The 13,806-nt window shown below is 45.8% G+C and carries 12 protein-coding genes; 4 read left to right on the top strand and 8 right to left on the bottom strand.

What is annotated here, in order from left to right:
• Positions 1-42: 42 nt before the first annotated feature.
• Positions 43-951 (bottom strand): Tim44 domain-containing protein, encoded by a 909-nt coding sequence (locus tag VFDL14_RS18540; RefSeq protein WP_032549584.1) that lies wholly within the window; start codon positions 949-951, stop codon positions 43-45.
• Positions 952-1,147: 196 nt separating this feature from the next.
• Between VFDL14_RS18540 and VFDL14_RS18535 the strand changes: the two genes are divergently transcribed.
• The 3 genes from VFDL14_RS18535 (at position 1,148) to VFDL14_RS18525 (ending at position 4,715) form a co-directional block, all read left to right on the top strand.
• A complete protein-coding gene (locus tag VFDL14_RS18535) occupies positions 1,148-1,738 on the top strand; it encodes a TetR/AcrR family transcriptional regulator (RefSeq protein WP_032549585.1) in 591 nt (196 codons plus the stop codon).
• A gap of 33 nt (positions 1,739-1,771) precedes the next feature.
• Positions 1,772-3,646 carry an MFS transporter gene (locus VFDL14_RS18530; RefSeq protein ID WP_032549586.1) on the top strand — a complete coding sequence of 625 codons (1,875 nt, stop codon included), beginning with the start codon at positions 1,772-1,774 and terminating at the stop codon, positions 3,644-3,646.
• 148 nt (positions 3,647-3,794) lie between these two features.
• Positions 3,795-4,715: a YeiH family protein gene (locus VFDL14_RS18525; protein ID WP_032549587.1), complete on the top strand. Its 921-nt coding sequence runs from the start codon at positions 3,795-3,797 to the stop codon at positions 4,713-4,715.
• Positions 4,716-4,804: 89 nt separating this feature from the next.
• Here the strand turns inward: VFDL14_RS18525 and VFDL14_RS24630 are convergent, their stop codons facing one another.
• Both VFDL14_RS24630 and VFDL14_RS18515 read right to left on the bottom strand, forming a co-directional pair.
• A complete protein-coding gene (locus VFDL14_RS24630) occupies positions 4,805-4,972 on the bottom strand; it encodes a hypothetical protein (RefSeq protein ID WP_032549588.1) in 168 nt (55 codons plus the stop codon).
• 107 nt (positions 4,973-5,079) lie between these two features.
• On the bottom strand, positions 5,080-5,958 hold the full coding sequence (locus VFDL14_RS18515; protein ID WP_032549751.1) for a LysR substrate-binding domain-containing protein: 879 nt from the start codon (positions 5,956-5,958) through the stop codon (positions 5,080-5,082).
• Between the two features lie 192 nt (positions 5,959-6,150).
• Between VFDL14_RS18515 and nagE the strand changes: the two genes are divergently transcribed.
• The gene (gene nagE, locus VFDL14_RS18510) at positions 6,151-7,596 is read left to right on the top strand and encodes an N-acetylglucosamine-specific PTS transporter subunit IIBC (RefSeq protein WP_200870283.1); all 1,446 of its coding nucleotides are present in this window, start codon (positions 6,151-6,153) and stop codon (positions 7,594-7,596) included.
• A gap of 109 nt (positions 7,597-7,705) precedes the next feature.
• Here nagE and menE read toward each other — a convergent pair whose 3' ends face one another.
• From menE to menD, 5 genes are all read right to left on the bottom strand, one after another.
• Complete coding sequence (gene menE / locus VFDL14_RS18505) at positions 7,706-9,106, bottom strand: o-succinylbenzoate--CoA ligase (protein WP_032549590.1); 1,401 nt, start codon at positions 9,104-9,106, stop codon at positions 7,706-7,708.
• Between the two features lie 74 nt (positions 9,107-9,180).
• The gene (gene menC / locus VFDL14_RS18500) at positions 9,181-10,188 is read right to left on the bottom strand and encodes an o-succinylbenzoate synthase (protein ID WP_032549591.1); all 1,008 of its coding nucleotides are present in this window, start codon (positions 10,186-10,188) and stop codon (positions 9,181-9,183) included.
• A gap of 74 nt (positions 10,189-10,262) precedes the next feature.
• A complete protein-coding gene (menB, locus tag VFDL14_RS18495) occupies positions 10,263-11,129 on the bottom strand; it encodes a 1,4-dihydroxy-2-naphthoyl-CoA synthase (RefSeq protein WP_032549592.1) in 867 nt (288 codons plus the stop codon).
• Positions 11,130-11,261: 132 nt separating this feature from the next.
• Complete coding sequence (menH, locus tag VFDL14_RS18490) at positions 11,262-12,062, bottom strand: 2-succinyl-6-hydroxy-2,4-cyclohexadiene-1-carboxylate synthase (RefSeq protein WP_032549593.1); 801 nt, start codon at positions 12,060-12,062, stop codon at positions 11,262-11,264.
• Positions 12,063-12,071: 9 nt separating this feature from the next.
• Positions 12,072-13,796, bottom strand: a complete 1,725-nt coding sequence (menD, locus tag VFDL14_RS18485; protein WP_032549752.1) for a 2-succinyl-5-enolpyruvyl-6-hydroxy-3-cyclohexene-1-carboxylic-acid synthase — start codon at positions 13,794-13,796, stop codon at positions 12,072-12,074.
• Between the last annotated feature and the right edge of the window lie 10 nt (positions 13,797-13,806).

Here is a 13,806-nt window from a genome sequence, read left to right on the forward strand (position 1 = left end):
ATAACAGCAAGGGCTCTTAGTCTAATCACGAAACTGGATTAATTAGCCTTGGATACCAACGATCAACCAAGGTGCATTTGGCGCAGTAAGGTCGCGCTCTAAATGCCAGATGTCCGTAATATCTTCTTCGATACCTTCTACTGAATCACGGTAACGACCGCTGAATTGAAGGCTCAATTGCGCTTTGCTGCCGTCATGGTCAGCACGAACAATTTCCGCATCTACGTACATTACGTCTGTATGTTGCTCACCTTCAAGCTTATTGCGCTCTGCTTTTAGGTCTTCAAACAGACTTGGAGATACATACTCTTCAATCGTATTAAGCTCATTGTGGTTCCAAGCGCCTTGTAAGGTACGGTAGTGCTCACGAGAACCGTTAATGAATGCCGCTTGATCAAAACCCGGTGGGTAGTTATGAGGAACATCGCTTTGTGCGCCAAAGCCAAAACCGCCAGCTGTGCCTTGTGATTGAGGCTGTGCTTGTTCAAAGTTATGAACGTTTGGCTGCTGTTGTGGTTGCTCAAACTTGTTCTGACCCATACCACCAAACGCAGGCTGCTGGCCGCGTTGCTGATTCATTGAGCCCTGCTTAGCACCCAACATGCCACGTAGGAATTTAAATGCTAGGAACGCAATCAGACCCATGATCAGGATATCCATGAACTGGATACCTTCAAAAGCGCCACCAAAGAATGCCGCTAACAGGCCACCAGCCAGTAGGCCGCCTAATAGACCACCCATTAGACCTTTTTTACTAGAGCCAGCCGCATTTGTCTTGCCAGCTTGGTCTTGCTTAATCGAGTTTGTGTTTTGCTGTTGTTGTTTAGGAGCGGGAGCCGTTTTGAAACTTTTACCAAATGACTTACCACCACCAAACTTTTTCGCTTCTGCGATTGGTGTCACCGCGACTGATACCATCATAATCGCGATTAGTGAGAAAAATCGTTTCATTCTTATCCTTTATAGGTTTCGTTATCTTTCGACTCTTTAATCATACTCGTTAACAATGAACAATGAAATATTCACAGCCGCTACACATGTATCATAATATTGCTGAGATTAATTTAACCCTTATAGAGTAAAGCATTGACGCCCACTAGAGCGGGCGACTAAAATATTGAACGTTGTTCATTAATAGAAGTTCACCATGGCCAGAAGAAACGATCACACGCGCGAGCAATTAGTTCAGCTCACACTCGACACAGTTACTCAATTTTTAGAAGAACACTCATATCACGAGTTGAGCCTTCGAAAAATCGCGAACATGATTGGATATGTGCCAAGTACCCTTGTTAATGTATTCGGCAACTACAACCTGCTTCTTCTGCACGTTGTTGCCAAAACACTTGATGAACTGTCTGCTGAAGCGACTGTGGCGGTTGAGCAATCAAGCAACCCACAAGATGCACTGTTTAACCTAGCTTACTGTTATCACGACTTTGCTCTTAAGCACCCAAACCGTTGGCAATTGGTGTTCGAACACAACATGAATGGTGAAAACCTACCTCAGTGGCAATCGAACCGTATCGATAAAATGACGGGTATGCTTGAGCAACTGTTACTTGCTATTGCCCCACATCACACTGAAAAAGAAGTACTGAAAGCAAGCCGAGTATTATGGTCTGGCGTGCACGGTATTACGCTGCTGAGCGTCGATGACAAGTTCTTCGCTTCCGAGCCAATTGATGGTAAAGACCTGATTAATAACTTATTATCAAATTACTTAACCAATTGGTAAGCCATTCCAGTGGCAAATGAACAAGGTTCGCATATGAAGAGCAGCAGCCAATCTTCGCTGTTAACGCAACAAAGGTTCCTACCCTATTTTATTACCCAGTTTCTAGGGGCCTTTAACGACAATATCTTCAAGAATGTGTTGCTGCTGTTTGTCGCTTTCGCCAGCGTCGACACATTACCCATCTCTAGCAACCTCTTCATTAATCTAGCTGCTGGTCTGTTTATACTGCCATTCTTCCTGTTTTCTGCACTGGCAGGCGTACTCGCCGATAAATACGAAAAGTCGTGGTTCATTCGTAAGGTTAAGCTGCTCGAGATCGTGATTATGTCCTTGGGTGCTATTGGCTTTATCTACGAAAGCTACGGCATTCTCTTGCTATTGCTGTTCCTTATGGGAACCCAAAGCGCTTTCTTCGGGCCAGTTAAATACGCGCTGTTGCCGCAACAACTTGAACCTAAAGAGCTTGTCTCTGGTAACGCTTTGGTCGAAACCGGCACCTTCCTGGCGATTCTTATTGGTACTTTAGGCGCGGGGATCATTGCCTCTCATGAGAGTGCAAAGATCGTGGCTTCAGTGTGTATCGTTCTATTCGCTGTGATGGGTTATGGTGCTAGCTGCTTTATCCCTAATGCACCAAGCAATGCGCCAGACATGAAAATCAAATGGCGACCAATTGCGCTTACTCGCCAAACACTAAAGATTGCTAAAAAAGACCGTCCGACTTTCCAAGCGCTGATGGCCATCAGCTGGTTCTGGTTCTTAGGCGCGGCATACTTAACCCAATTCCCTAACTTTACCAAGATTCATTTGAACGGTACCGAGAGCGCGGTGGCTTTCTTGCTAGCCCTGTTCTCTATTGGTATCGCTATTGGTTCATTAGCTTGTGACAAGCTCTCTAATCACCGTATTGAGATTGGCATCGTCCCTATGGGAAGCTTGGGTATTTCCTTGTTTGGATTGCTGATGGCTATTTCAGTCCCAGAGAGTTTGCCTCAATTCGAATCCTTTGATCAGTTTATTGTTCACTCTGATCTCTGGCCACTGTTTGCATACCTGCTGCTTCTTGGTATTTCCGGTGGTATTTTCATCGTTCCGCTGTACGCCTTAATGCAGTTCAGAGCTGAACCAAACGAACGAGCTCAAGTGATTGCAGGGCTAAACATTTACAACTCTCTGTTTATGGTTGGCAGCGCAGTACTCGGTATCATCTGTTTAAGCCTGCTTGAAATGGACATTGTTGACCTGTTCATTCTATTGGCCGCAATGAATACGCTCGTGGTTCTGTACCTCTTCTATCAAGTACCTATTTACGCATTCCGGTTTTTCACTTGGGTTGTGACTCATACCATGTATCGAGTGAAGCATAAGAATCTACATCACTTGCCTGAAAAGGGCGGGGCGTTGATTATTTGTAACCACGTAAGCTATATGGATGCACTACTACTGAGTGCGGTTTGCCCTCGTTTGATTCGATTTGTAATGGAAGAGGACTACGCCAAGCTGCCGCCTATTCGCCGATTCTTAAAACGCGCTGGGGTAATTCCGATTTCAGCGACCAATCGACGTTCAATCCGCAATGCTTTCAACGAGGTCGAGCAAGCTCTGCATGATGGACACATTGTCTGCATCTTCCCTGAAGGGCGTTTAACGTCTGATGGTGAGGTGGGTGAGTTCATGCGCGGTATGGAGCTGATCATCAAGCGCTCTCCTGTTCCAGTCATCCCTATGGCATTGAAAGGCCTTTGGGGTAGCTATTTCAGCCGCTACAAAGGTCGAGCTTGTAAAGGCCTACCAACTCGATTTTGGACCAAACTTGAGATTGAAGCAGGCGACGCTATCGATCCAAAACAAGCTTCATGCGATGTACTGCATCAGAAAGTCGTCGAACTGCGCGGTGATTTTCGTTAGATAACACGCTTTACTACGCGAGTACTATGGCCAACGAACAAACGTTCAGTTTTTCTAAACGTTTGTTCAGTTCATTTAGACTTACTTATCGACTGTTTAAACGTATAGTGCTCTCTAACTTAACCTAATAATAAAAACTGACACCATCATGAGCTTCAACAAAAGCATCCCTTTTTACCTTGCGGCCCTTTTCTGCCTAACACCTTGGGTAAGCTCCCCGACAGCACTTGTTATCGGCTTTCTGCTCGCAAGTTTGGGCTTGGTTCCAGCTAACCTTGAAGTCGGTAAAATTACTAAGAAGCTGCTCGCCTACTCTATTGTTGGCTTAGGCTTCGGGATTCAATTTGAGAAAGCTATGTCAGTAACTGGCGATGGTATTGGACTTATTGTTACCACCATCATCGGCACGCTAGTGATTGGTTGGTTCTTAGCAAAACGCATGGGATTGGATCGCACGACGGGTTACTTAATCTCTTCCGGTACCGCGATTTGCGGTGGTAGTGCCATTGCCGCGGTCGCTCCTGCGATTAAAGCGGATGACGAGCAAATTGGTCTAGCTCTGGCTACTGTGTTCGTATTGAACTCAATTGCGCTGTTTATCTTCCCAATGATTGGTCACGCACTAGAGCTTAGCCAACACACCTTTGGTACATGGGCGGCAATCGCAATTCACGATACCTCATCTGTGGTGGGTGCAGCATCGGCTTATGGTGAAGAGGCTTTAACAACCGCAACAACACTTAAATTGGCAAGAGCCCTATGGATCATTCCAATTGCGTTAGTCAGTACGATGATCTTTAAGAGTGACCAAAAGAAGATCACCATTCCGTACTTCATTTTCTTCTACTGCGCTGCTATTGCCGTGAGCGATCTGTTGCCGCAATTTGAAATGGTCTACCAAGGGATCTTTGATGTTTCCAAGCGCGCTTTGGTGGTTTGTTTATTCCTAATTGGGTGTGGTATCTCTGTTGAAAAACTCAAAGCAGCCGGGCCTAAGCCATTGATGTTTGGTATCACGATGTGGGTATTGATCTCTGTTGGATCGTTAAGTTGGCTGTTATTCGCTTAATTTAAAAACGCCTCATTTCAAAACGCCTTAATCCAAAAAGAAAAACCCTCACCAATGCAATCACAGTGGTGAGGGTTCTTTGTATCTGGCTACTGCTCTTGTACTGAGGTATTGGCTTGACTCTCTTGTTTCTTCATCATAACTAGCACAACCACCAAAATAAATGCGGTGAACTCAGCCAGAGAGCGAGTCAGTCCATGTGAGGTCACTGCCTGTCCAATTTGCAGCAGTACCGCAAAGATCAGCGCTGTTTTCATAACCGAAGCCTTATTCACTAGTCCCTTAGAATTAGGCTTTATTATGATGGATAGTTATAAATATAATAAATTCTGTTTTGAACTATTTTATCTCCAAATCAACTAACCTAGCTAAGTTGATCCTCTAACCATCGAATAAACGTCCTGACTTTGGGGCGCTTTTCAGTACCTAGCGGACAAATCAGTTCATAGCTTTTATTCGTTTCCATACTTGGATAAGGCGTAATGAGCTCACCAGTTTCTATGTACTGCTTGACGAAGTGATAGCGTCCCATCGCTACTCCAATATTGTGTAGAGCACTCCTCACTCCCATATCGCGGTGACTGACACAATAGAACTGTTCAAACAGATTTACGTCCAGTTGATGATGCTTTATCCAACGCTGCCAAACATCAGAACCCAATGCATGAATAAAGTTAATCCTATGTAAAGACCCTAAACCATCTTCAAAAATGTCATTTTCCGCCGCATAACTCGGAGTGCAGACGGGGATGTACTTTTCTCCGAACAGCGGTTGTCGGTACATGTCTTTTAGATTTTCAGCACCGTAATAAATCGCGATATCTAAATGGTTTTGATGAAAGTCTTGCTCTTCTTGAGAAAAGATATTGAGGTTAAATTTGGGGTATCGCTTCTTAAAGTCCGCTAGCCTTGGTAGCAACCAACTATTAGCAAAAGCTGGACTGGTACCAATATTGATTTGGCCATAAAGGTCAGTATTGTTGATGTCCTCAATCTCACTGAAAATAGAACTCAAAGACTTCGACAAAGTTCGTTGGAAACGCAGCCCTTCTTCGGTCAATTCTAGCTTTCGAGTCCCACGTACAAACAAATTGAAACCCAACTCCCCCTCTAGCACCTTAATACGATGACTCACAGCTCCTTGAGTTAGGTGAAGCTTTTTAGCTGCCAACGTAAAACTCATTTTTTCTGCCGCTATGTTGAAGGTATGCAGATTTCTTAGTAAAGATTGATGATTCGCCATAGGAGCCCTATGCATTAAAATTTTTAATTCATAGTACTACCCAATTCGTTTGTTCGCATCAAGAAATAAGTTTCTAATAGCCTCAGTTGCTTAAAACCCTACTCCGTCCACAGTTAATACCAAATGGGCTCAGTAGGAACATTAAAAAAATTAATTACAAACTTAGGGGTAGATATGAACATACTCGGATACATGCAAAAAGTGGGTAAGGCGTTGATGGTTCCCGTCGCGACACTTCCTGCTGCAGCTATTTTAATGGGGATCGGCTATTGGCTCGATCCTGTTGGATGGGGTTCAGAGAGTATTCTGGCGGCATTTTTAATCAAGTCTGGTGGTGCCATCATCGATAACATGGCAGTCCTGTTTGCCGTTGGTGTTGCTTTTGGTTTGAGCCGAGATAAAAACGGTTCTGCCGCGCTATCTGGTTTTGTGATGTTTCTGGTCGTCACTACTCTACTTAACCCGGGATCAGTTGCGCAGTTAATGAATGTTGAGGCGAGTGAAGTCCCAGCGGCATTTGGCAAAATCAGTAATCAGTTTATTGGTATTATCGTGGGTATCATTTCGGCCGAAATCTATAACCGCTATTCTACAGTTGAACTGCCACAAGCTCTCGCGTTCTTCAGCGGCAAGCGCTTAGTACCGATCCTAACCTCGATTGCGGGTATGGCACTCTCTTTTGCTCTGCTTTACATCTGGCCTGCTGTTTACGATGCTCTGATCGTTCTTGGCATTAAGCTGGAAAGCATGGGCGCAATTGGTGCGGGTCTGTTCGGATTCTTCAACCGCCTGTTCTTATCCGTTGGTATGCATCACGCGCTCTACCCTGTATTCTGGTTTGATGTTGTAGGCATTAACGATATTCCAAACTTCCTAGGCGGTGCGCAATCTATCGCTAACGGCACAGGTGTTCCGGGTAAAACAGGCATGTACCAAGCTGGCTTCTTCCCTATCATGATGTTCGGCTTGCCTGCTGCAGCCTTGGCGATGTACCACTGCTCTGATGCGAAAAACAAAAACCAAGTATTCGCAATCATGCTTGCAGCTGCAATGGCATCGTTCTTTACCGGTATCACAGAACCATTGGAATTCAGCTTCATGTTCTTAGCACCAGTACTGTTCTTGATTCACGCAGTATTGACGGGCTTATCACTGTACATTGCGGCAAGCATGGAGTGGATGGCAGGCTTTGGGTTCTCGGCAGGTTTTGTTGACCTAGTACTGTCGAGCCAAAACCCACTTGCGACTAACTGGTACATGTTATTGGTTCAAGGTGTGGTGTTCTTTGCGCTTTATTACAGCATCTTTCGCTTTGCGATTATCAAGTTCAATCTGCGCACTCCAGGTCGTGGTGAAGAGATGGAATCAGAGGATAAAAGTGAATCTCCGGAAGCATTGGTTAACCTAACCCAGAACTACATCGAAGCGATTGGTGGTGCAGATAATATTCTTGAAGTGGACAACTGTATCACTCGCCTCCGCCTGACAGTAAAAGACTCGTCAGTAGCAGATAGCGAAGCCCTGAAAAAGCTTGGGGCGGCTGGCGTAGTTCCGGTGGGCAAAGGTGGACTACAAGTCATCATTGGCCTAGGAAAAGTCGATAAAGTGGCGGAGCAAATGAAGAAGGCACTCGCTTAATCTAAACAGATACCTTCCTTAACAAGAACTAAGAATTTGTGATGGCTTCACCTCCATCACAACCCCCTGAAGCGCAATTACGACTAGTCACCGTGTATTGCGCTTCGTTTTATTGATACCTAGCTTCCTTAAGCCAGCGTGCAAGGTCAGCTCTTGAAACTTTAATACCTTGTTGATCTAGCACTGGCATACGATGATACTCGATCGGCAATTTGAATTTCTCTAAACGCCCCACCAGCTTTTCACAGAACCAGTCCTTAGTAGGTAGCTCAACACAATCAATAATCGCGACAGGGCGAAAACCAAACTCACGGTCCTCTACAGGTACAACAATCGCTTGATTGATACCCGATAGTTTACTCAAGGCTTGCTCTATCTCTTCACAGTGAATGTTCTCTCCACCTGAAATAAATTGATTATCTGCACGACCAATAATCAACAGCTGATCATCGACCCATTGCCCTAGGTCTTTGCTATCAAACCAACCTGTATCATCAACCAAAGGTGTTAGACTCCCCTGATAATAGTAACCGCTGGCTAGCGTCTCTCCAGCGATGTAGATTCGACTGTCGTCGACTTTTACCCGCCGTTGAGGAAGCACAAAGCCCGTTGTATTGCTCTCATCAACAGGTTTAGCCGTCACCGTTGATGCAGCTTCTGTCATACCATAGCCCAGCCAGGTTTTAATACCACGTTGGTTGGCTTCTTGTGCCAATTGATTTGGAATATGGCTACCACCGAGCAACACATGATTCAATGAAAGTGGACACTCACTATCAAGCAAACGCCTAAGCTGAGTCGCGACCAGCGAGGCATGAGTACAGCCATCAATGTCCTGCTCTAGCCCTTGATTACCCACTTTGAGCGTCGCGCCAGCCACCAGCCAGCGATAAAAAATGGCTAAACCCGAGACGTGGTACATGGGTAGGCTGAGCAGCCAAGTATCATCAGAACGAAACTTAAAATATTCTAACAACCCTGTAGCCGAAGCAATGTGTTGCCTAGCCGTGTGTGCCACCGCCTTTGGGTTACCAGTAGAACCCGATGTAAACACGATTGAGGCAAGATCATTCGTTTCACCCGAAGATTGTTTCTGTGGGTATGGTATAAAGCCTAAAATATCTTCTAGACTTGGGAGTTGGATAAGCTTTGCATCTACATTCAACGCTTCGCCACACTCACCTGTGAATGCAACGAAACGCTCTTTCCCAGCTGAATAAAGGGTCTCTAACTTTTGTTCCAGTTTCTTCGACGGCTGAGACATTGTCATCGCGACCAAAACACCAAGGTTAAGAGATGCGAGATAAGCGAGCACTAACTCACTGCTGTTTTTGCCAACAATGGTGAGTACGTCACCTTTGGAAAGACCTTGCGTATTTAAGTAGGCGCTATAGCGTTGGACTAACGCATCGAGCTCGCGCCAATTTAGCGTGTGTGATGGGGTGATTAGCGCGCAGCTGTCTGGTGAAGCACTCGCCCACTGTTGCCATAATGAATTGGTAAAGGTCACAAGCGTACCTAATGCTGAAAGAGTCAGCTCATCGCAACGTGATGAGCTGAACTGATGTGAATACTACGAGAGCGTTAAGACTGCCAAATCAACTGCTGGTTTTCTAACGTCTCTAGCGGTAAATCGCAGTTTGGCCAAGCGACTTCAAGTTGGGATTGGAACAGACTAATAGTGTCTAACCCCGGCACTTCCTCTGGCAAGTATTGATGGGCCAAACGAGCAATTTGAGTCAGACCAAGGCTTGTCTCAATACTTGAACTCAGCACTGGCTTAATGCCTAATTGTTTCGCTCGCTCAATGATTGCAACGCAGCGTTCTACTGAACCAATCAGTGTTGGTTTAATCACCACCGCTTTAGCACCTGTGAGATCGCTAAGGTTGAAATCTGGTCGCTTCACTGCATCTTGCAGGGTTTCATCCCACGCAATCGCAACACCGTTATCAATCGCAAACGCTAGACTATCTTCCGGCTGCTGACACGGCTCTTCGATAAAGCTAATACGCTGACGCAGCGAAGGAGAGATGTACTTTATGAACTGCTTGGCTTTTTCTGGTTTCCAAGCGCGATTGGCATCCAGTCTCAAGCTTAGGTCTGGAATTGATTCCAGGAAAAGACTTACTAGCATCCCATCGCGAATCGCTTCATAAAGGCCCACCTTCACTTTAGCGACCTTCTCACCTTCCATCTCATTGAGTACAGGAATGAGTTCATCAGGGTCTCCTGTACACAGAGGAGCAGCGCGGTAGTTACCCTGCTCTCCCAATTCACCTTCAAGCTCCATCATTGCCATCGACAAGCCAAATGCAACCGAAGGGTACAGCTCTTCATAAGGCGTCAAAGGTTTGTTGTGGCTCCATAACTCCAACTGTTCTTGAAGTTGAATACCCGCTTGATCGGTATCCTCCAAGCTAAACCCAGGCAGAGGAGAAACCTCACCTAGTGCTCGCTTGCCGTCATGCTCAAGCTCGATAACGTAACCTGTACGTTGACTCAGCTTGTTATCACGCAGAACCACACCGCTATCCATAGGTAATTGATAACGATAGAGTTTAGCTGTGCGTGTAGAATTCATTGTGTTCATAAGTCTTCCTAGTGAACAAAGCATCAAAAACACAAAGAGCCGCATTGTGCGACTCAGTGTGGTAGTAGATTCGATTATGGGTTGCGCGGGAACTTGTCGAAATCGGGGCGACGTTTCTCGTTAAATGCGTTTCGACCCTCTTGGCCTTCTTCTGTCATGTAGAACATCATGGTCGCATTACCCGCTAGTTCTTGCAGACCGGCTTGACCATCACAGTCAGCGTTCAGTGCTGCTTTTAGGCATCGCAGAGCCATAGGGCTGTGTTGTAGAACCTCACGACACCAACGTACTGTCTCTTTCTCTAAATCCTCTACAGGAACGACTGTGTTCACCAAGCCCATATCTACGGCTTCTTGTGCATCGTAGAAACGACATAGGAACCAGATTTCGCGCGCTTTCTTCTGACCAACGATACGCGCCATGTAAGATGCGCCCCAACCGCCGTCAAATGAACCCACTTTCGGGCCTGTTTGACCGAACTGAGCATTTTCCGCAGCAATCGTAAGGTCACACATCATGTGCAGTACGTGACCGCCACCAACAGCCCAACCAGAAACAGCTGCAATGACAGGCTTAGGACAAGTACGGATCTGACGTTGGAAGTCCAGTACGTTCAGGTGGTGCGTACCAGAATCATCTTGGTAACCGCCGTAGTCACCGCGAATGCTTTGGTCGCCGCCAGAACAGAATGCTTTTTCACCGAGTCCGGTAAGAATAATCACGCCAACTTTCTCGTCGTAACGAGCGTCAGCCAGAGCGTTAATCATCTCTTTTACAGTTTGTGGACGAAACGCATTGTGGACTTGAGGACGCGCAATCGTGATCTTTGCAATACCGTCGTCTGACTTGTGGTATTGGATATCTTCGTATTGACTGCCTACATCGCTCCAATTTACTGCTGCGTATAGTTCTTCTTCGGTGATGCCTACTGTTTTCGCCATGGTGGTTCCCATTGTTATATTCATGATCACAGCCGATATTCGGCGGTGTCGCAATCTCTGTTTATATCAATTGCTAGATATGTCGAGTGCTGTTTACATCAAGCGTTTTTACGTAATGCGTTGAGTGCGAGTTCAATCATGCTTGCTAATGCATTGGATGATCAAATTCGAAAATAGTTCAGGCTGTTCAAAATGGACATTATGCCCAGCGTGATCGACCTGACTACATTCAAAGCCGCTACTCTCCGCCAATTCAATGAATTTACGATCTTTTTTACCACAAATGTAATGCAGCTGATGCTCACAAGATTTCAATGTGGCACGTAAATCCGGTTGCTTAGCCAGTGATGTAGATAACAACATATTTGCTACGGATACTCCAAGGTTACCACTACGCTTTATCACTAAAGTTTGTCTTTGCTCATGATTTAGTGAAGAAAAGACACTTTGCTGATACCAATCGTCTAAAACATCTTCAATTGATTGCTGTGCAAAGCGCACCGCCCATTGAGTGTCATGCACCAGGCGCTGTGCTCTTGCGTCATCACAGTCGAGTCCGAAGTTGCCCCCCTCTACCACGACTTTCACCAAATTAAGCGCTTCAAACTTACCACTGGTTACTCCATACATCGCTAAGCGGCCACCCAGTGAGTAACCAATCAAAACAATAGGATAGTCATCAGGTAACTGATATTGCTGAAACTGAAATAGAACGTTTTGGACGATTTTTTCGCAGCAGTGATCAAAACCAATAGGATCAACAAAACAGCTCTTACCGTGTCCCGGCAGATCGATACACAAGCGCGGATATTCAGACAGATACGAGTGACATGCACTCCAATCCTCTCCGCTTCCAAGTAGACCATGCAAGAATACAAGCAAAGGTTTCTCTGACGAGGTTTGCTCAGCGGGGTAGTAAGTGGAGAAAAGCATGTCGACTCCTTAGGCTTGCGCCTCTTTTAACATTGAATTGAACTGCTTCAACAAGTGAGAGGCTTGTTCTGGAGGTGTTTTTACTTCAACCAATAGTGTGCCCTCACCCTGCTTAAAGTGTGAATCAATGACATCTTGATACTGAGTTAGGGTTTCAGGGGCGACATATTGCAATCGAAACTGAGCAGCCGCATGCTCAAAACTGTACCCATGAGGCATTTGGTAGAGAGACTGTTTCTGCTGCTGAGGAACAGGGATCAAGTCAAAAATCGCGCCACCGTCGTTATTCGTCACCACGATAACCATAGGTGTCTGTGACTCACTAAGCAGCGCTAGTGAATTCAAATCGTATAGAAGCGACGTGTCACCGATTAACATCATCATAGGCTGCTGACGCGCTTTCAGTACGCCCGCTGCAGTAGCAACTAGCCCATCAATACCTGATGCGCCTCGGTTGCTATAAACTGAGCTATTCGGAACTGCTGACAACATATCGACCAGTCTCACCATTAGGCTGTTTCCAACAAACAGCGCTCGCTCTTTAAGTCTAGCCGACAAATCGACCGCAACACTGAGCTCGGTTAATTGGTCATCATTCATCAACTGTGCACGAGACAGTTGAGTGATGCTTTGTGAAGCGGACTTCAAACTATCTGCCCACTCCGCACTCTGCGCATGCAGACTTGGTAATGATTGACTGGCGAGCCATGATGCCGGCTGAGAAACGATATGTGTCTGAGGCAGATGATCTTGATTGATGCAATGACTATCACGGGATATCACAAGATACTGCTCTGGCGAAAAGTGTTTAGCTTGTTGCTTGATCCAGTGATTTAAACGCTTAGACACAATACGCTCACCAAACTGCACGATGCAATCACAATCATTTAATTGCTGAGCGAATTCAGGAATTTGAAGCCAAAGATCGTAGTGCTGCCAATCGCTCGCAACGCCAGATTGAGCATCACAAAACACAGGCCAACCTAGCGATTGTGCAAACTGTTTGGCTGCCTGTGCTTCTTCTAACGCTAAAGATCCAATCACAATCACTCCACGACGCTGATAATAATCACTCGAAGAGATGTTGGGACTGGTTGCGTTTAAGCTGTATGCCTTGGAAGTATATAGTTTATCACTCTCCTTCCATGCAGCAATCGAAGAGAGGTACTCATGATAAATATCTGAATTCTCTTTGGAATAAAGCGGCTCTGGATAAGGGCAATTAATATGGATAGGTCCACCCTTGGCACTCTGCTGCGCCAGCAGATCATCCAGCGAGCACAGAAGCCAATTGAGTGACACTTGTGTGTTCGGGCTCGGTAGATTCAATGAACCTTCAACATGTTGAGAGAAAATACCCAATTGCTGAATAGCTTGGTTCGCACCACAGTTAACTAATTCAACGGGTCTATCTGAGGTCAAAAGAATCAGAGACTCACGAGTTAATCCCGCTTCAGCTACTGCCGGTAAAAGGTTGGCAACTGCTGTACCAGAAGTCACAATCACCGCGACCTTGCTTTTGGTTGCCTTAGCTAAACCTAAAGCGAAAAAGCCTAAACCACGCTCATCAAAATGCGTGTGAATGGTGAGTTTGTTGTTGGCTTCCGCCTCAAGAGTCAAAGGCGTCGAACGTGAACCCGGTGCAATACAGACGTGCTCAACACCGCTACGAGCTAACTCTTCAAGCAGCGTCGATGACCAGACTCGATTTAATACCGCTTGGCCATGCTTCAATGATGGTGAA

The sequence above is a fragment of the Vibrio fortis genome, assembly GCF_000695685.1.
In the GTDB taxonomy this organism is placed as follows: domain Bacteria; phylum Pseudomonadota; class Gammaproteobacteria; order Enterobacterales; family Vibrionaceae; genus Vibrio; species Vibrio fortis_A.

What these genes read in the sequence shown, in the direction of transcription:
- VFDL14_RS18540 (WP_032549584.1), bottom strand. Translation starts at nt 951, where the DNA reads ATGAAACGATTTTTCTCACTAATCGCGATTATGATGGTATCAGTCGCG.
- VFDL14_RS18535 (WP_032549585.1), top strand. Translation starts at nt 1,148, where the DNA reads ATGGCCAGAAGAAACGATCACACGCGCGAGCAATTAGTTCAGCTCACA.
- VFDL14_RS18530 (WP_032549586.1), top strand. Translation starts at nt 1,772, where the DNA reads ATGAAGAGCAGCAGCCAATCTTCGCTGTTAACGCAACAAAGGTTCCTA.
- VFDL14_RS18525 (WP_032549587.1), top strand. Translation starts at nt 3,795, where the DNA reads ATGAGCTTCAACAAAAGCATCCCTTTTTACCTTGCGGCCCTTTTCTGC.
- VFDL14_RS24630 (WP_032549588.1), bottom strand. Translation starts at nt 4,972, where the DNA reads ATGAAAACAGCGCTGATCTTTGCGGTACTGCTGCAAATTGGACAGGCA.
- VFDL14_RS18515 (WP_032549751.1), bottom strand. Translation starts at nt 5,958, where the DNA reads ATGGCGAATCATCAATCTTTACTAAGAAATCTGCATACCTTCAACATA.
- nagE (WP_200870283.1), top strand. Translation starts at nt 6,151, where the DNA reads ATGCAAAAAGTGGGTAAGGCGTTGATGGTTCCCGTCGCGACACTTCCT.
- menC (WP_032549591.1), bottom strand. Translation starts at nt 10,188, where the DNA reads ATGAACACAATGAATTCTACACGCACAGCTAAACTCTATCGTTATCAA.
- menB (WP_032549592.1), bottom strand. Translation starts at nt 11,129, where the DNA reads ATGGCGAAAACAGTAGGCATCACCGAAGAAGAACTATACGCAGCAGTA.
- menH (WP_032549593.1), bottom strand. Translation starts at nt 12,062, where the DNA reads ATGCTTTTCTCCACTTACTACCCCGCTGAGCAAACCTCGTCAGAGAAA.